Here is a 17,612-nt window from a genome sequence, read left to right on the forward strand (position 1 = left end):
AGCGCCAGCCCACGTGCCTTGCGGGAGCACTCATGTCCGTCTTCATGGTGACCTTTGATATCGCAGATGCCGAAAATGCCGCCGCCATGGTCGAGGCGATCAGGCAGATGTCGTGGAGCCAGCTCGGCCCCACCACCTATGCGGTGAACACCGAGGAGACCGACGAGGACCTGTTCTTCCGGCTGCGCGCGTTCACGCGCGACAAGGACAGCCTCTATGTGGTGCTGATGCGCAAACCCTATCGTGGCGCGGGCTTTCGCGAGGTGAACTACTGGCTGGAAGACAATCTGCGCTGGTAGCGCGGGAGCCCGCCAACAAAAAAGCCCCGGCACGGGCCGGGGCTTTCACCGTCAGGAGGTGACGCGCGCTCAGTTGTTGCGGTTGCCGAACAGCTGCAGCAGCATCAGGAACAGGTTGATGAAGTCGAGATAGAGCGTCAGCGCGCCCATGATCGCCTTACGGCCCGCGACGACGTCGTCGTCACCGGCGAAGTACATCTCCTTGATGCGCTGGGTGTCGTAGGCGGTGAGGCCGGCGAACACCAGGACGCCCGCGACCGAGATCACGAACTGCAGCATGGTGGAGCCGAGGAAGATGTTCACCACCATGGCGATGATGATGCCGATCAGGCCCATCATCAGGAACGAGCCCATGCCCGACAGGCTGCGCGAGGTGGTGTAGCCGTAAAGGCTGAGGCCACCGAACGCCGCCGCGGTGATGAAGAACACCCGGATCACGCTCTCATGCGTGTAGACGAGGAAGATCGAGGCCAGCGACACGCCCACCAGAGCGGCGTAAAGCCAGAACACGCCCTGCGCCGCGCCCACGCTCATGCGGTCGACGCGGAAGCTGAGGAAGAACACCGCCGCGAGCGGCGCCAGCATCACCACCCAGCGCAGGGGGCTGAAGAACAGCGCGACGCCGAATTCGTTGAGGTACAGGCCGGGGGCCAGCGCAGCCGAGGTCGGTACGTCCGAGACGGCAAGCATGTAGATGCCAAGCGCGGCGGCGCCGGTGATGGCCAGGCCCAGCGTCATGTAGTTGTAGACGCGCAGCATGTAAGCGCGCAGGCCCTGGTCGATCTCTGCCTGCGTCCGCGTCGCCGTCGCTCCGAAGCGCGGCACGGAGACGTTGCGGTTGAAGTCGGACATGGACGAAATTCTCCCAATGACTCAAGACCGGGCGGCTTCCGACAGCATGCCGGATAGTCCCCGAAAGGTATCCTGCCGGAATATGAGGTGCGGCCCGCCCGCTCGCAAGTGAAGTTTGCGACAGGTTTCCGGCGCCTGGCGCATTCGCCCGCTCACGGCGGGCTACAGATTGCGCAGGATGCGGGCAGGCTTCTGGCCGAGCGCGCGCCAGGTGCCGATGAGTCCGAAGCCCACGGTCAGCACCAGTGCGACGCCCGCCGCGCCGAGCGCGGCGCCGCTCGACCAGGCGAAGCCGAGCTTCATCACCTGCGTCACCACGACATAGGCCGCGATGGTGCCGGCGCCGACCGCCACCAGGGCGGTGACGAGGCCGAGCGCGGCATATTCCAGCGCATACGCACCGATGAGGCGGGCCCGCGTGGCGCCCAGCGTCTTCAGGATCACCGCGTCATAGACCCGGTGGTGCTGCCCGGCCGCGAGCGCGCCGGCCAGCACCAGCACGCTGGCCAGCAGCGTGACCAGGCTGGCGCCGCGGATCGCCATCACCAGATTGCCGACGATCTCGCCGATCTGGGTCAGCGCCTCCTTCACGCGCACCGCTGTGATGGCGGGGAAGTCGGCGGCGATGGCGCGGGCCACCGCCCGCTCGGTCGCCTCGCTGCCGCCGCCCGGCAGGGTCAGCGTGGCAAGCTGGGTGTGCGGGGCGCCGGCAAAGGTGTTGGGCGAGAACACCATGACGAAGTTGATCGCCAGACGTTCCCATTCCACCTCGCGCAGATTGGCGATCTTCGCGGTGATGGTACGGCCGAGCACGTTGACGGTGACCGGATCGCCGATCTTGAGCCCGAACGCATCGGCGATCTCCTTCTCGAACGAGACCAGCGGCGGGCCGGAATAATCGGGTGCCCACCATTCGCCGTCGACGATCGACGACCCTTCGGGCACGTCGCGCGCATAGGTGACCCCGCGATCGGACGAAAGCACCCAGGCGAATTCCGGCGGCGGGGTGATGGTGTCGACCGGGCGATCGCCCAGCGTGATCAGCCGCCCGCGCAGCATCGGCACGATCTCGACATCGCCTTCCGGTGCCTTCTGCTTCACGTAAGCGGCGAAGTGGTCGGCATCGGTGCTGGGAATGTCGAGGAAGAAGAAGCTCGGCGCTTGCGCCGGCAGGCTGGCGCTCAGCTCGCGCGTCAGGCTGCGGTCGATCAGCGCCAGCGTCACCAGAAGCGTCAGGCCGAGGCCGAGCGAGAGCACGATGGTGGGGGTGAGCGCCGCCGGGCGGTGGATATTGGCCAGCGCCAGCCGCATGCTGGTGTTGCGCGGACGCGGCAGCCGGCGGGCGAGCGCCATGATGGCGAGCCCGACAAGGCGCAGCGTGACCAGCACGCTCACCGCCGCGACAAGATAATAGACCGCGATCCGGCGCTCCTCGGAGGCCGCGACCGCGAGGCCCGCCAGCGCGGCGATGGCAAGGACCGTCATCACCACATAGGCCCGGCGCGGACGTCGCCGGCCATTTTCCACGTCGTCGCGGAACAGTGCCGAGACCGGCACGTCATGGGCAAGGCCGAGCGGCCACAGCGCGAAGGCCAGCGCAATCAGCGCGCCATAGGCGGTGGCCAGCACCAGCGCCATGGGTTGCACGCCGGGCTGGATCGGGACCGGCAGCAGGTAGCCGAAGGCTGCGTTGACCGCGAAGGGCAGCGCCGCGCCGACCGCGAGCCCGAGCGCGATGCCGACGGCGGCGATGAGCCCGACCTCGACCAGATAGATCGAGAACACCGTGCCGCCGGGCGCGCCCAGGCTTTTCAGCGTGGCGATGACGCCGCGCTTGGTGTCGAGATGGCTCTTCACCGCATTGGCGACGCCAACCCCGCCGACCAGCAGCGCGGTGAGACCGACAAGGGTGAGATATTCGGTGAACCGCCGGACATTGGTTTCCAGCCGGGGCGCGGCGGCATCGCGGGTGCGGACCTCGAATCCGGCCTCGGGTGCGCCCTGCTGCACGCCGTCGACGAAATCGGTCAGGGCGGCCGGCCGGTCGAGCTGCACGCGGTAATGCCAGCGCACCAGGCTTCCCGGCTGCAGCAGCGCCGTGGCGCGCAACGCGTCGAGCGAGACCATCAGGCGCGGGCCGAAGCCGATGCCGGTGGAGAGCATGTCCGGCTCGCGCGTGATCAGCCCGTTCAGAACCAGCGTCGCCTCGCCGAGATGGAAGGTGTCGCCGGGCTTGATGTTCAGCCGTTCCGCCAGAATCGGATCGGCGACGGCGCCGAACACGCCGTCATGGGCTGCCAGCGCCGGCTGTAGCGGCTGGGGCGGATCCAGCTCGACGGTGCCGACCATGGGATAGGCGGAATCCACCGCCTTGGCCTCGACCAGCGAGGAGACGAGCGCGTCGCCCTCGCCGGCGCGTGCCATGGCGCGCAGCGTCGCCACCGAGGACACCCGCCCGCCGGCGCGCAAGAGCGCCAGCTCGTCGGCCGAGGCCTCGCGCTGCACCAGCGTGAAGGCGGCATCGCCCCCGAGCAGCGAGGTGCCCTCGCGCGACAGCCCGTCGGTGAGCGAGCGCGAGAACGAGCCCACCCCGGCGATCGCCGCCACGCCGAGGGCAAGGCAGGCCAGGAACACGCCGAAGCCGCGCAGGCCCCCGCGCAGTTCGCGCAGCGCGAAACGCAGGGCGATGGAGAAGCGGGTGGTCAGGGCGAGCGGCGCGGGGTGCGCGGCGCCGGCCGTGGCGCCAAGGCTGGTGAGGCTCATGCCGGCGTTCCTGCCTGGGCCAACAGTTCTTCGCTTACGATCTCGCCGGAGCGCAGCCGGACGGTGCGGTTGCAGCGGCTGGCAAGCGTGGGATCGTGGGTGACGATCACCAGCGTCGCACCGCGCCGGGCCTGGGCGGCGAAGAGCAGGTCCATGATCTGCCTGCCCGTGTCCTCGTCGAGATTGCCGGTCGGCTCGTCGGCGACGAGAATGCGCGGCTCGGGCGCCAGGGCCCGCGCCACCGCCACGCGCTGCTGCTCGCCGCCGGAAAGCTGGGCCGGGTAATGATCGAGCCGGTGGCCGAGGCCGACCGCAGCCAGTTCCGCCGCCGCGCGCTCGAACGCGTCAGCGCGCCCGGCCAGTTCCAGCGGGACGGCGACGTTCTCCACCGCGGTCATGGTCGGGATGAGGTGGAAGGCCTGAAACACGATGCCGACATTGCGGCCGCGAAAACGCGCCAGGGCGTCTTCGTCCAGCCCGGTCAGCATTTCCCCGGCGACCGCCACGGTGCCGGCATTGGCCTGTTCCAGCCCGGCGAGCACCATGAGCAGGCTCGATTTTCCCGATCCGGACGGGCCCACGAGGCCGACCGCCTCACCCTGACCTATATTGAGCGACACACCCTTGAGGATGTGAACCCGCGCGGCGCCCGCGCCGAGGGAGAGTTCAACCTTGTCGAGGCAGATGGCCGGGGCGGCGGTGGCGGAAGTGGATTGGGAGCTGGACGGCATGGTGTCCTTTGCGTTCGTCGGTGCGTTTTTCAGCCTGCGGCGACCCTGCGTCAGGAATGCGGGCGGTCCGGCAGCATATGGTGCGCTGCATCCTGTCCGAAAGGTGCGCGGGGCCGTGTTGGGCCTGTTTGCCACCCTCGCTCTCGCCGGATTGATCGCGCCGGGGGCCGCGCACGCCGCGCCGCTGCGGCTGGTGGCGTTCGGCGACAGCCTGACGGCGGGCTACGGGCTGCCGGCGAATCAGGCCTTCCCCGCCCAGCTGCAGGCCGCGCTGAAGGCGAAGGGGCACGATGTCGTGATCGAGAATGCCGGCGTGTCGGGCGACACTTCGAGTGCCGGCCTTGCCCGCATCGACTGGTCGATACCGGAGGGCACCGACGGGGTGATCCTCGAACTTGGCGCCAATGACGCGCTGCGCGGCATCGACCCGTCCATCACCGAGACGTCGCTTTCCGGCATGCTGGCGCGGCTGAAGGAGCGCGGCATACCGGTGCTGCTGGCGGGCATGGTGGCGCCGCCCAATCTGGGCCGGGACTATGCGGAGCGCTTCAACCCGATCTATCCCCGGCTTGCCAGGCAATATGACGTGCCGCTCTACCCGTTCTTCCTCGACGGTGTCGCCGGGCAGGCCGGGCTCAACCAGGCCGACTCGGTCCACCCCACGGGGGAGGGCGTGAAGGAGATCGTCGCGCGCATGCTGCCGGTGGTGGAGGCGTGGCTCGCCACGCTTCAAGCCGGCAAGCAGGGCTGAACGGGACGGGGCTCCGGTCGCTCAAGGTGCTGGCCGGCTGAGGCCGCGCGCTTTGCCCAGTTTCCCTTTCGGTGGGTTGCGAGGCACGGGGCCGGGGGGATACACTTCGCGTCCAATCCCCCCGACATTTTCCGGACATTCGACATGCAATATCGCCCGCTGGGCCGTACGGGCCTTGAGGTCAGCGCCATTTGTCTGGGCACCATGACCTATGGCCAGCAGAACACCGAGGCCGAGGGTCATGCCCAGCTCGACTACGCGCTCGACCAAGGCATCAACTTCATCGACACCGCCGAACTCTACTCGATCCCGCCCAAGGCCGAGACGCAGGGCTCGACCGAGCGAATCATCGGCACCTGGCTGAAGGCACGCGGCAATCGCGACAAGGTGATCCTCGCCACCAAGGCGGTCGGACTCTCGACGATGACCTGGTTCCGCAAGGACGGCTCGCCCGCGCGCCCGGACCGCCGCCAGATCCGCGAGGCGATCGAGGGCAGCCTGCATCGGCTTCAGACCGATTATATCGACCTCTACCAGCTGCACTGGCCGGGTCGGCCCATCGCGCAGTTCGGCTCCAGCCCGTCGCGCTGGGTCTCCGCCGAGGGCGAGGAGACCCCGATCGCCGAGACGCTCGACGCCTTCGCCGAGCTGGTGAAGGAAGGCAAGGTGCGCCATATCGGCCTCTCCAACGAGAGCCCGTGGGGCACGATGCGTTTCCTCATGGAGGCCGAGCGCACCGGCGCCCCCCGCATCGCCTCGGTGCAGAACGCCTACAACCTGCTGAACCGGACCTATGAGACCGGGCTTGCCGAGATCAGCCTGCGCGAGGATGTGGGCCTGCTGGCCTATTCCCCGCTCGGGCAGGGTTACCTCTCGGGCAAGTACCAGAACGGCGCCCGTCCGGCCGGCAGCCGCACCGCGCTGTTCGAGCGTGGTCAGCGCTACGAGACGCCGGGCTGCGAGGAGGCAATCGCGGACTATCTCGCTATCGCCCGCGAAGCCGGGCTCGATCCCTCGCAGATGGCGATCGCCTTCTGCCTGTCGCGGGAATTCATGGCGTCGGTGATCATCGGTGCGACGACGATGGAGCAGCTCAAGACCGATATCGCCGCCATCGACGTCACCCTCACGCCGGAACTGGAGGCGAAGATCGACGCCGTGCACCAGCTTCGCGGCAACCCGGCGCCCTGAGCACGGGGCGCCGGCGCGTCACCGGACCGCCGCCGCAATGCCGCCGTTGCGACGGGGCAGTCACGACATCGGGGGGCGGGGCTTCGGCTCCGTCCTCCGCCGCCGCTTCGATCTGGCTCAGTCCTTCGCGGTGGGCGCCTGTTCCGGTTCGACGCCGTGCCGCGTCATCAGCGGAACCTGTGCCATGGCGAAGATCAGCGTCATCGGCAGATAGCCGAAGGTCTTGAACGCGACCCATGTGTCGGTGGACACGGAGCGCCAGACGATCTCGTTCAGCACCGCCATGACGATGAAGAACACGCCCCAGCGGATGGTCAGTTCGTGCCAGCCGCGCTCGGTAAGCTCGAACACGTCGCCCAGCACATAGGGCAGCAGCGGCTTTTTCAGCGCCAGCCCGCCGAGCAGCGCCACGCCGAACAGCGCGTTGACGATGGTCGGCTTCATCTTGATGAAGTGGTCGTCCTGCAGCCACAGCGTCAGCGAGCCGAACACCAGCACGACGCCCGCCGAAATGAGCGGCATGACCGCGATCTTGCGGGCGATGATCCACATCAGCGCCAGGGCGATGAAGGTGGCGACCATGAAGGCGCCGGTGGCGGCGTAGATTCCCGCCCGCCCGTTGGCGATGAAGAACACGACGAGCGGTCCCATCTCCAGCGCGAACTTCATCGCCGGGTGCATGGAACGCAGCTTGGTGTCGCCGGACGTGTCGTTCATGGCAGGATCGGCCTTTCGGGAGGTTCAGTCGTCGAGCCGGGCCGCTTCGGGCGGGAGGCTCATCGGGGGTGGGATCCGGCTGGATCGTGGACAGGGGGTCGAGGATGAGGCCCCACGCCGCGCCGAAGAGCCGCGTGGGGCTGGCATTCAATGGCAGTAGATCTCGCCCTTCACCTGGCAAAAATGTGTCTTGAAGGACTTCGGGAGTTTTTCTCCCTTGTCGATGACGAAAAACAGCACGGTCTTCTGCTTGTCGAGGCCGCCACGGGACTTGCACCAGTTGAAAGCGTAGTTGGCGGCGCTGGACATCATCTGCTCACGCTCCTTGCCGCAATCCTTCGCGTAGTTGTGGTCCTCGTACGACCTCGATTGGGCGGCGGCGGCGTCAGGGGGGCTCGCCAGCATCGCGGTGGTGGAGAACGCGACGGCGGCGGCCGCGGTGCGCAGTGTTCTACCGCCTTGCCGCGTCTTGTTGCCTTGCATCGATGTCCTGCCTTTCCGATCCGGTAATGGAATGAACGGGCTGGAGAACCTCGCAGGGGCCGGCTTCCAAGAGGCCGGGCCTGGTCTTCAGGGCTGGTCTTCGAGACCGACGATGGCGCGGGCGAAATCGCGGGCTTCGAAGGGCTGGAGGTCGTCGACGCCTTCGCCGACGCCGATGAGATGTACCGGCAGGCCGTATCTGGCCGCGATGGCGACAAGAATACCGCCGCGTGCCGTGCCGTCGAGCTTTGTCATCACCAGCCCGGTAACGCCGGCCACGCGCTTGAACGCTTCGACCTGGGACAGCGCGTTCTGCCCGACGGTGGCGTCCAGCGTCAGCACCACGGCGTGCGGGGCGTCGGGCTGCTGCTTCTTGATCACGCGGACGATCTTCTCCAGCTCGGCCATCAGTTCGGCGCGGTTCTGCAATCGCCCGGCGGTATCGATGATGAGGACGTCGGCTCCGTCCGCGCGCGCCTTCTGCAGCGCGTCGAAGGCCACGCCGGCGGCGTCCGCGCCGGGCTCGCGCGAGACCACCGAGGCGCCGGTCCGGTCCGCCCACACCTTGAGCTGTTCGATTGCGGCGGCGCGGAAGGTGTCGCCGGCCGCCAGCACGACCTTCTTGCCCTGCGCGTGGAGGGTCGCGGCCAGCTTGCCGATGGTGGTGGTCTTGCCCGAGCCGTTGACGCCGACCATCAGCAGCACGAAGGGCTTCACATCCGCCGCGAACACGATGGGATGCGCGACCGGCTTCAGCACCGTCTCGATCTCGGCGGCGACGAGGGCGCGCACCTCCTCGGGCTCGATGGTCTTGTCGTAGCGGCCCTTGCCCACCGCCTCGGCGATGCGGGTTGCCGTCTCCACGCCGAGATCGGCGCGGATGAGGATGTCTTCCAGATCGTCCAGCGTGGTGGCGTCGAGCCGGCGCTTGGTGAACAGGTCCGTGATGCCGGTGGAAAGGCTGGACGCGGTGCGCGTCAGGCCCTGCGTCAGGCGCTTCCAGAAACCGGGGCGGGGGGCGTCGTTGGTGGGGGCGTCGTTCATACGTGTCAGGCCGCGATCAGACGCGCGCCGTCGTGACCGGCGATGCGCAGGGAAAGAAGGGTGCCCGGCGGCAGGGGTCGTGACAGGCGCACCGGTGTGAAGCCGGGCGTGCGGCCGATGCCGCCACGCTCGGTGAGAATGTGGCGCATGGTGCCCACCTCGGCGGCGAGATGACGCTGCAGGGCACTCGCGCCCTTTTCGCGCAGGCGCCTCGCCCGCTCGCGCACCACCTCGGTGGCAAGCTGCGGCATCCGCGCGGCCGGCGTATCCGGGCGGGCGGAGTAGGGGAAGACGTGAAGATGCGTCAGCCCGCAGGCGTCGACCAGATCGAGCGACTGGCGGAAATGCGCCTCGGTTTCCGTCGGGAAGCCGGCGATGATGTCGGCGCCCAGCACCACGTCCGGCCGCCGCCGCCGCAGTTCGGCGCAGAATGCGATCGCCTGGCGGCGCGAATGGCGACGCTTCATGCGCTTGAGGATCAGGTCGTCGCCGGCCTGAAGCGAGAGGTGGAGGTGGGGCATCAGCCGTTTCTCCTCGCCGATCGCGGCCATCAGCTCGTCATCGACCTCGACCGCGTCGATGGAGGACAGCCGCAGCCGGCCGAGCGTGGGGCAATGGCGGAGCACCGCGCGCACCAGCGTGCCGAGCCGGGGCGCGCCGGGAAGGTCGGCGCCATAGGAGGTGAGATCGACGCCGGTGAGGACGATCTCGCCATAGCCTTCTTCGGCGAGCTGGCGCACCCGGTCCACCACCGCGCCCATCGGCACCGAGCGGGAATTGCCGCGCCCGAAGGGGATGATGCAGAAGGTGCAGCGGTGATCGCATCCGGTCTGGATCTGGACGAAGGCGCGGGTGCGGCCCTCGATCGCCTCGCCCGCGCCTTCGAGTAGATGGGGCGCGGTCTCGCGCACATTCATGATGTCGCCGACGATCGCGCGCGCCTGCGTGCCGATGCCGAAGTCCAGCGCCTGCCGGGTCTCGGCCCAGCGCGCCGGGTCCAGCTTCTCGGCATTGCCGAGCACGCGGTCGACCTCGCTCATGGCGGTGAAGGCGGCGGGGTCGATCTGCGCGGCGCAGCCGGTGACGACGATGCGCCGGGTGGGATCCTCGCGCTTGAGCCGGCGGATGGTCTGGCGCGCCTGTTTCACCGCCTCGTTCGTGACGGCGCAGGTGTTCACCACCACGGCGTGCTCCAGCCCGGCGCGGTCGGCGAGTGCGGCGGCGCTCGCGGAATCGAGCGCGTTGAGCCGGCAGCCGAACGTCACGACGTCTACGGCCATCGCGTCAGTTCGCTTCGACGCGGAAGCTGTCGCCGAGCATGGCAGCGGTCAGGCGGCCGTCGAACTCGTGCTCGGCCGGGCCGGTCATGAGGATGTGGTCGTCGCTGGCGCGCCAGTCGATCATGAGGTCGCCGCCGGGCAGCGTGACCCGCACCCGCCGGCCGGTGAGGCCGAGGCGGGCGGCCGAGACAGCGGCGGCGCAGGCGGCGGAGCCGCAGGCGCGGGTGAGCCCGGCGCCGCGTTCCCACACCTTGAGCACGATATGCTCGGGCGAGACCACCTGGGCGAGCGAGATATTGGCGCGCTCGGGGAAGATGGGATGGTGTTCGAGTTCCGGCCCGTAATGGGCGAGGTCGATCGCCTCGACATCGGGCACCCAGAAGATGGCATGCGGGTTGCCGACATTGACCACGGCGGGCGCGCGCAGCACCGGGGCGTCGGACGGGCCGGCCTGAAGTTCCAGCGCGCGGGTGTCGGCGACCGGGCCGGCGAGCGGAATGGCCGCCCAGCCGAAATGAGGCACGCCCATGTCGGCGGTCACGCCGTCGGGCTCGACCGTGCAGTCGAGCCGGCCGGCGACGCTTTCGAACACCACGTGCTGGCGCCCGGTGCGGGCCGCCTCGTAGAGCGCGATGCAGCGCGTGCCGTTGCCACAGGCGCCGGCCTCCGAGCCATCGGCGTTGATGATGCGCACGAACGCCGCCGTATCCGGCTGCCGGGGCGGATAGAGCGCCATGATCTGGTCGAAGGGCAGCACGTCCGGCCGGGCCAGCGCGCGCGCCTCCGCCGGCGGCACGGGCAGGGGAGCGTCGCGCAGGTCCAGCACGACGATCTCGTTGCCGAGGCCGTTCATCTTGACGAAGGATCGATTTTCCAGCGCTGCCATGGTGCTTCGCGATCGCGGTGGAGAGCTTTCCGTCCTTATATGGCCAAGCGCCCGACAATGGCCAGAGCCAATGACTGATGCGCGCCGGGCACGATCACGCGAGCAGGGCCGCCCGGGGGCTTGTGAGCGTCGCGGCCCGCCGCGCGCGGTGCTAGAAGGGGCCTGCCTGTGTGCTCCCTGCGGTGATCTGATGTCGACTGTGCTTTTGCTTCCCCGCCTTCTTCCGGCCCGGCTCGCGCTGGCCTGCGCGCTGGTGCTGGCGGGTCTGCCCGCCGCGCGTGCGCAGACGCCCGATGCGTCGGCCCAGCCTCCTGCGGTGGACGCGCCCGCGGCGGACGCTCCCGCTTCGGATGCGCCGTCCAGCGAGGGGCCCTCGGGCGAGATGCCCGACGGCGAGCCGCCTGCCGCCGCTGCCGAGCCGCCGATGGACGACGACAACATGGTGGCCCCGCCGGTCGTCGACCCGAAGGCGGTGGAAACGCAGGCGGTGCCGCCCGGCGGCGATCCGCTCAAGCGGCCGGACGGTTTCGGCGATGCGGCCGTGATGCAGCCGGTGCCGGTGCTGATGAAGCAGGGCTACAGCAACTGGGACCAGGGCTTCCAGTCCATCGTCAGCGCCGTGACGGAGATCGACGCCGAGCTGGCCCGGCTGAAGCTGACGCCGACAGGGGCGCCGTTCATCCTCTACACCTCGACCGATGATGGCGGGTTCCAGTTCGAGGCCGAGGTGCCGTTCACCGGCGCCACGACCGAGAAGCCGAAGGAGGGCTTCGCGTTCTCCGCCTCGCCCGCCGGCAAGGCGATGCGCTTCACCCATCGCGGGCCGTATGACGCGATGGACCCGACCTACGAGCAGATTTCCAACCTGCTCGACGCCAAGGACCTTGAGGCGCAGGACCTCTATATCGAGGAATACCGTTCCGACCCGCGCACCACGCCGCAGGACGATCTGGTCATCGACATCTGGGTGCCGCTGAAGTGAGGCGCGGACGCGGGGCGGCGCGTGCATTCGCCTCGCGCCGCGCTCTGTGCTATGAGGCGGCGAAACGCACATCTTCGATAAAGCCATGAACCTGATCGATACCACTGCGGCCACCGCCGCCGGGGCAGGCGTCACCGTTGCCGCCGCCACCATTGCCAAGGACACGCGCCGCTCCCTCGCGGGGCTGGACCGTGCCGGCCTTGCCGCCGCGCTCGCCGAGATCGGCGTGAGCGAGCGCGAGCAGCGCATGCGCGTGACCCAGCTCTGGCACTGGATCTACCTGCGCGGGGCGCTGTCGTTCGACGAGATGACCAATGTCGGCAAGGGCCTGCGCGAGAAGCTCGGCGCGGCGTTCACCCTCGCGCGGCCGGAGGTCGTGGTCGAACAGGTGTCGAATGACGGCACCCGCAAATGGCTGCTGCGCCTGCCGCCCGATATCGCGGGCGACAAGCCGCACGATGTCGAGATGGTCTACATCCCCGAGAGCGACCGCGGCACGCTGTGCGTCTCCTCGCAGGTCGGCTGCACGCTCAACTGCTCGTTCTGCCACACCGGCACCCAGCGTCTGGTGCGCAACCTCACCGCCGCCGAGATCGTCGCCCAGGTGATGGTGGCGCGCGACCGGCTGGGGGACTATCCCGGCCGCGAGCGCGCGACGGGTCCGGGCCTGCCCACCGAGGGCGAGCGGCTGGTGACCAACATCGTGTTCATGGGCATGGGCGAGCCGCTTTATGCCTATGACTCGGTGGCCGGGTCGATCGACATCCTGGCCGATGGCGAAGGGCTGGGCATCGGCAAGCGCCGCATTACGGTTTCCACCTCCGGGGTGGTGCCGGAGATCGAGAAGCTCGGCCGCGAGGTCGGGCCGATGCTGGCGATCTCGCTCCACGCCGTGCGCGACGAACTGCGCAACGAACTGGTGCCGATCAACAAGAAGTACCCGCTGAAGGTGCTGCTTGAGGCCTGCCGCACCTATCCCCCCGCTTCAAACGCCAAGCGCATCACGTTCGAATATGTGATGCTCAAGGGCGTGAACGACAGCCCCGCCGACGCCAAGGCGCTGGTGCGGCTGCTCGCGGGCATTCCGGCAAAGATCAACCTGATCCCGTTCAACCCGTGGCCGGGCACCAAATATGAGTGCTCGGACTGGGAGACGATCGAGGCGTTCTCCGACATCGTTTTCCGTGCCGGCTATTCCAGCCCCGTGCGTACGCCGCGCGGGCGTGACATTCTGGCCGCCTGCGGCCAGCTCAAGAGCGAGACCGAGAAGCTCAGCGCACGCGAGCGCCTCGCCCTGCGGGCCATGGCGGCAGCGGCCGAGTAGACGCGCGTAACCGGGCGGAAGGCCCGGCCAGGGAGAGTGCCATGCTGGACCATATCGGTTTTCCCGTCGCCGATTTCGCGCGTTCGCGGGCGTTCTACGTCGCCGCGCTGGCGCCACTCGGCATCGGCGTGGCGATGGAAGTCAGTGCCGAGGAGACCGGCGCCGACGCCCATGCGGGCTTCGGCAGCCAGGGCAAGCCGGAGTTCTGGATCAACTCGGGCGGCGCGTTGACCGGCGGGCGCGTTCATGTGTGCTTCGCCGCGCCGGACCGGGCGAGCGTCGATGCCTTCTACGCCGCCGCCATGAAGGCGGGCGGGCGGGACAATGGGCCGCCGGGGCTGCGCCTGCACTATCACCCCAATTATTACGGCGCCTTCGTGCTCGACCCTGACGGGCACAATATCGAAGCCGTCTGTCACACGCCGGCATGAGTGCAATGGACAACCTGCTCCGTCTTCTCCTTCGCGTCCTGCTGGTCCCGCTCGGCGTCGTCTTCGGCATGATGGCGAGCATGGCGGTGATCATGATCGGCTACTGGCGGATCGGTGATCTTCTGGCCGGGGTGGTCGATGTGCAGGCGGTGGCGCTGTTCGACGCGCTGGCGGCGGCGAGCTTCGCGCTGATGGCGGTGATGCTGGCGATGTGGGTGATCGCCGCCATCGGCATCCTGTTCGCGGAGATGTTCGCCATCCGCTCCTGGATGTTCCATGCCGCCAATGGCGCGGTGTCGGCGCTGGCGGCGGCGGCGCTGTTCTCGCCCTATCCCGACACCCCGGTGCCCTTCGACGACGGCACGCTCTATGTGCTCGGGGCGGGGCTTGCCGGCGGTCTGGCCTATTGGCTGGTGGCAGGCTGGAATGCGGGCTTCTGGAAGCCGCTCGGTGCGCCGCGCCCGGAGGCCTACGCCGCCCCGGCGCCGGCCCCTGCCGCGCCGATAGACACGCCGCCGGCCCCGTAGCCCGTGGCGGGCCGGGCTCAGCGGGCTTGCACGCGCGCGCGCCATGCCTATAGTCCGCGCGCTTTCAGGCACCAACTCGGGGCTTCGGCCCTTTTCTCGTGCGGAACTGATCATGGCTAGCGACGTCAAGCGGGTGGTACTTGCCTATTCGGGCGGTCTCGACACTTCGGTGATCCTCAAATGGCTGCAGACCACCTACGGCTGCGAGGTGGTGACCTTCACCGCCGACCTCGGGCAGGGCGAGGAGCTGGAGCCGGCGCGCAAGAAGGCCGATCTGCTCGGCATCAAGCCGGAACACATCTTCATCGAGGACGTGCGCGAGGAATTCGTGCGCGACTACGTGTTCCCGATGTTCCGCGCCAACGCCCTGTATGAAGGGCTGTACCTGCTCGGCACCTCGATCGCCCGCCCGCTGATCTCCAAGAAGCAGATCGAGATCGCGCGCAAGGTCGGCGCCGACGCGGTGTCCCACGGCGCCACCGGCAAGGGTAACGACCAGGTTCGCTTCGAGCTCAGCTATTACGCGCTGGAGCCGGACATCAAGATCATCGCGCCGTGGCGCGAATGGGACCTGCGCTCGCGCGAGCAGCTGATCGCCTTCGCCGAGAGCCATCAGATCCCGATTGCCAAGGACAAGCGCGGCGAAGCCCCGTTCTCGGTCGACGCCAACCTCCTGCACTCGTCCTCCGAGGGCAAGGTGCTGGAAGACCCGGCGATCGAGGCGCCGGAATTCGTCTATCAGCGCACCATCGCGCCGGAAGATGCGCCGGACAAGGCGACCATCATCACGGTCGGATTCGAGAAGGGCGATGCCGTCTCGATCGACGGCGAGGCGCTCTCCCCGGCGAGCCTGCTCACCCGGCTCAACGAACTGGGCAAGGACAACGGCATCGGCCGGCTCGACCTGGTGGAAAACCGCTTTGTCGGCATGAAGTCGCGCGGCGTCTACGAGACCCCCGGCGGCACCATCCTGCTGAAGGCCCATCGCGGCATCGAGAGCATCACCCTCGACCGCGGCGCGGCGCATCTGAAAGACGACATCATGCCCCGCTATGCGGAGCTGATCTATAACGGCTTCTGGTTCTCCCCGGAGCGCGAGATGCTGCAGGCCCTGATCGACAGGAGCCAGGAATTCGTCACCGGCGAGGTGCGGGTGAAGCTCTACAAGGGCAATGTCGACGTGATCGGCCGGACCTCGCCCTACTCGCTCTACAATCAGGACCTCGTGACCTTCGAGGAAGGCGCCGTCGCCTATGACCACCGCGACGCCGCCGGCTTCATCAAGCTCAACGCGCTGCGGCTGCGCACGCTCGGCAGCCGCGCCCGCCAGATCGGCGAGTGACGGAAGGCGCGGGCCTGAACAGGCAATGGCGACCCATAGAGAAGGGGCGGCGCGCGTGAAGCGGCCGCCCCTTCGGCGTTAAGGGCGTTTCCTCAATTTCCGTGCCCGTGCGGGCGTCAGTCCAGCGGCACCTTGCGGTTGTCGCCAAGGTCGGGCGTGCGGCCCTGCATGCGGGCGGCGGCCATCTTCAGGGCGACCAGAACGCTGTTCGAGGGTCCGTCCCAGTATTCCGCGCTTTCGGGGATGAAGCGCAGCACCTGGATGTTCGGGTCGTTCTTGCCGCGCGGCCAGAAGGTGGAGGCCGCCTCGTTCCACAGCTCGTCGATCTTGGCCGGGTCGTGCATGACCTCGCTCTCGCCGGAAACGGAGAGGTAGTTGCGATCCGCCTTGTCGGCGAAGATCAGCGCCGATTGCGGGTCGCTCTCCAGTTCCTCGTCCTTGTGCCCGCGCTTGTCGGACAGGAACCAGACGCAGCCCTCGTCCCGCGCGACCATGGCGTGCATGGGCCGGCTGCGCAGGGTGAGGCCGTGCTTCGACACCAGCATGCAGGTGCGGATGTCGTCCATCATGTCCCAAACCTTGTCGATGGCCTGTTCGGTGGTCTTGCTGTCCATGGGATGTCTCCTTCTCAGGGAAGCAACACATGGGAGGGGGACGTGGTTCCCTCGAAGTCTCCCGGCGCGGGGGGGGGCGGTGCTACGTGCAAATCCGCTGTCATGCCGGAGTGGCAGGTCTATGGTAGCCCCTTGTCGCCTCAAGGAGATTGCCATGCCCTGGTCGCTCACCGTCGGACATGTCTACGGCACGGCGGTTCGCATCCACGTCACCTTCCTGATGTTCCTGGTCTGGATCTGGGCCGCCTATTACCAGCGCGGGGGCGCCGGCGCGGCGTGGGAGGGTGTGGCCTTCGTGGCGCTGCTGTTCCTGTGTGTGCTGCTGCATGAGTTCGGCCACATCTTCGCCGCCCGCCGCTACGGGGTGAAGACGCCGGAGGTGACGCTGTGGCCCTTTGGCGGCATCGCGCGGCTGGAGCGCATTCCCGAAAAGCCCTCCGAGGAACTCGTGGTCGCCATTGCCGGCCCGCTGGTGAATGTCGTCATCGCCCTGGTGCTGCTGGTGTTTCTGGGCGGGCATGTCGGCATCGAGCACATCGCCAATATCGAGAACCCGCAGACCAGCCTGCTCGCCAAGCTCGCCGCGGCCAACATCTTCCTCGTGGTGTTCAACCTGATCCCGGCCTTTCCCATGGATGGCGGGCGGGTGCTGCGGGCGCTGCTGGCCATGACCATGGGCCACGCCCAGGCGACCCAGATCGCGGCCTCGATCGGGCAGGCGCTGGCCATCGCCCTCGGGCTGCTGGGGATCTTCGGCAACCCGATGCTGATCATCATCGCGGTGTTCGTGTTCCTCGCCGCAAGCGGGGAGGCCGGCTCGGTGCAGATGAAGCAGGCGGCGCAGGGGCTGCTGGTTCAGGACGCCATGATCACGCAGTTCGAGACGCTGGGCCCGCAATCGAGCGTGGGCGATGCCGCCGAGGCGCTGATCCGCACCACGCAGAAGGAATTCCCCATCGTCGACGGCGCGGGGCATCTGCGCGGCGTGCTAACCCGCGACGCGATGATCCACGCGCTGCAGAAAAGCGGACCGGCGTCCTCCGTCATCGAGGCGATGCAGGGCGAGGTGCCCACCGTCCAGTCCCGCACGCCGCTCGATGCGGCGTTGCGGCTGCTGACCGAGAAGCGCGTACCCGTGGTCGGCGTGCTGGATGGAAGCGGCAAGCTGGTTGGCCTGCTGTCGCCGGAGAATGTCGGCGAGATGATGATGCTGCGCGCCGCGCGCCCCGACGCGCGCTTCGGGCCCTGGGCCCGGCGCGGCCCGGCGGGGCCGACATCGCCGTAGGGCCGCTAGAGCGTTCCCAACCGACGCGGGTGTCGGCTGGCGCGAGGAAGGTTGGCGTGAAGAAAACACGTCGAGACGAACAGCGGGACGCCTTCCGTTCACGGCGTCGC

Annotated in this window: 17 protein-coding genes and 1 pseudogene; 9 read left to right on the forward strand and 9 right to left on the reverse strand. The window is 68.4% G+C overall.

Translation table 11 applies throughout. From position 1 onward, the window contains the following. Positions 1-32 precede the first annotated feature (32 nt). Entirely contained in the window at positions 33-299 is a 267-nt protein-coding gene (locus G3A50_RS14690) for a hypothetical protein (protein ID WP_163075963.1), read from the forward strand. Between the two features lie 69 nt (positions 300-368). Here the strand turns inward: G3A50_RS14690 and G3A50_RS14695 are convergent, their stop codons facing one another. The 3 genes from G3A50_RS14695 to G3A50_RS14705 form a co-directional block, all read right to left on the reverse strand. Beyond that, positions 369-1,151, reverse strand: coding sequence for a Bax inhibitor-1/YccA family protein (locus G3A50_RS14695; RefSeq protein WP_163075964.1), 783 nt, complete (start codon positions 1,149-1,151; stop codon positions 369-371). A gap of 162 nt (positions 1,152-1,313) precedes the next feature. After that, positions 1,314-3,914 carry an ABC transporter permease gene (locus tag G3A50_RS14700; RefSeq protein ID WP_163075965.1) on the reverse strand — a complete coding sequence of 867 codons (2,601 nt, stop codon included), beginning with the start codon at positions 3,912-3,914 and terminating at the stop codon, positions 1,314-1,316. Next, positions 3,911-4,645 carry an ABC transporter ATP-binding protein gene (locus G3A50_RS14705; RefSeq protein WP_163075966.1) on the reverse strand — a complete coding sequence of 245 codons (735 nt, stop codon included), beginning with the start codon at positions 4,643-4,645 and terminating at the stop codon, positions 3,911-3,913. Before G3A50_RS14705 ends, G3A50_RS14700 begins: the two co-directional genes overlap by 4 nt. A 115-nt stretch (positions 4,646-4,760) precedes the next feature. On the opposite strand from G3A50_RS14705, the gene G3A50_RS14710 reads away from it, so the two are divergent. Beyond that, positions 4,761-5,396 (forward strand): arylesterase, encoded by a 636-nt coding sequence (locus G3A50_RS14710; protein ID WP_343037816.1) that lies wholly within the window; start codon positions 4,761-4,763, stop codon positions 5,394-5,396. A 144-nt stretch (positions 5,397-5,540) separates the two neighbouring features. Continuing rightward, positions 5,541-6,587 (forward strand): NADP(H)-dependent aldo-keto reductase, encoded by a 1,047-nt coding sequence (locus tag G3A50_RS14715; RefSeq protein ID WP_163075968.1) that lies wholly within the window; start codon positions 5,541-5,543, stop codon positions 6,585-6,587. A 117-nt stretch (positions 6,588-6,704) separates the two neighbouring features. On the opposite strand, the gene G3A50_RS14720 is transcribed toward G3A50_RS14715, so the two are convergent. The 5 genes and pseudogenes from G3A50_RS14720 to dapF all read right to left on the reverse strand — a co-directional run bounded on the left by G3A50_RS14720 (position 6,705) and on the right by dapF (position 10,997). After that, positions 6,705-7,304, reverse strand: a complete 600-nt coding sequence (locus G3A50_RS14720; RefSeq protein ID WP_163075969.1) for a septation protein A — start codon at positions 7,302-7,304, stop codon at positions 6,705-6,707. Positions 7,305-7,451: 147 nt separating this feature from the next. Beyond that, positions 7,452-7,787 carry a hypothetical protein gene (locus G3A50_RS14725; protein WP_163075970.1) on the reverse strand — a complete coding sequence of 112 codons (336 nt, stop codon included), beginning with the start codon at positions 7,785-7,787 and terminating at the stop codon, positions 7,452-7,454. An 87-nt stretch (positions 7,788-7,874) separates the two neighbouring features. After that, positions 7,875-8,795, reverse strand: a pseudogene (gene ftsY, locus G3A50_RS14730) (signal recognition particle-docking protein FtsY); the annotation flags it as partial. Between the two features lie 41 nt (positions 8,796-8,836). Beyond that, complete coding sequence (mtaB, locus tag G3A50_RS14735; protein WP_163075972.1) at positions 8,837-10,111, reverse strand: tRNA (N(6)-L-threonylcarbamoyladenosine(37)-C(2))-methylthiotransferase MtaB; 1,275 nt, start codon at positions 10,109-10,111, stop codon at positions 8,837-8,839. A 4-nt stretch (positions 10,112-10,115) separates the two neighbouring features. Then, on the reverse strand, positions 10,116-10,997 hold the full coding sequence (dapF, locus tag G3A50_RS14740; RefSeq protein ID WP_163075973.1) for a diaminopimelate epimerase: 882 nt from the start codon (positions 10,995-10,997) through the stop codon (positions 10,116-10,118). Between the two features lie 190 nt (positions 10,998-11,187). Here dapF and G3A50_RS14745 point away from each other — a divergent pair, with 190 nt between their 5' ends. From G3A50_RS14745 to G3A50_RS14765, 5 genes are all read left to right on the forward strand, one after another. Next, positions 11,188-11,979: a GyrI-like domain-containing protein gene (locus G3A50_RS14745; RefSeq protein WP_163075974.1), complete on the forward strand. Its 792-nt coding sequence runs from the start codon at positions 11,188-11,190 to the stop codon at positions 11,977-11,979. Between the two features lie 85 nt (positions 11,980-12,064). Next, positions 12,065-13,303 (forward strand): dual-specificity RNA methyltransferase RlmN, encoded by a 1,239-nt coding sequence (gene rlmN, locus G3A50_RS14750; RefSeq protein ID WP_163075975.1) that lies wholly within the window; start codon positions 12,065-12,067, stop codon positions 13,301-13,303. A gap of 41 nt (positions 13,304-13,344) precedes the next feature. Beyond that, positions 13,345-13,734: a VOC family protein gene (locus G3A50_RS14755; protein ID WP_163075976.1), complete on the forward strand. Its 390-nt coding sequence runs from the start codon at positions 13,345-13,347 to the stop codon at positions 13,732-13,734. Between the two features lie 5 nt (positions 13,735-13,739). Further along, the gene (locus tag G3A50_RS14760) at positions 13,740-14,261 is read left to right on the forward strand and encodes a hypothetical protein (protein ID WP_163075977.1); all 522 of its coding nucleotides are present in this window, start codon (positions 13,740-13,742) and stop codon (positions 14,259-14,261) included. A 112-nt stretch (positions 14,262-14,373) separates the two neighbouring features. After that, positions 14,374-15,603 carry an argininosuccinate synthase gene (locus G3A50_RS14765; protein ID WP_163075978.1) on the forward strand — a complete coding sequence of 410 codons (1,230 nt, stop codon included), beginning with the start codon at positions 14,374-14,376 and terminating at the stop codon, positions 15,601-15,603. Positions 15,604-15,719: 116 nt separating this feature from the next. Here the strand turns inward: G3A50_RS14765 and G3A50_RS14770 are convergent, their stop codons facing one another. Next, positions 15,720-16,217: a pyridoxamine 5'-phosphate oxidase family protein gene (locus G3A50_RS14770; protein WP_163075979.1), complete on the reverse strand. Its 498-nt coding sequence runs from the start codon at positions 16,215-16,217 to the stop codon at positions 15,720-15,722. A 154-nt stretch (positions 16,218-16,371) separates the two neighbouring features. On the opposite strand from G3A50_RS14770, the gene G3A50_RS14775 reads away from it, so the two are divergent. Continuing rightward, on the forward strand, positions 16,372-17,502 hold the full coding sequence (locus G3A50_RS14775) for a site-2 protease family protein (RefSeq protein ID WP_163075980.1): 1,131 nt from the start codon (positions 16,372-16,374) through the stop codon (positions 17,500-17,502). Positions 17,503-17,612: the final 110 nt, after the last annotated feature.

It is taken from the genome of Ancylobacter pratisalsi, from assembly GCF_010669125.1.
Classification (GTDB): domain Bacteria; phylum Pseudomonadota; class Alphaproteobacteria; order Rhizobiales; family Xanthobacteraceae; genus Ancylobacter; species Ancylobacter pratisalsi.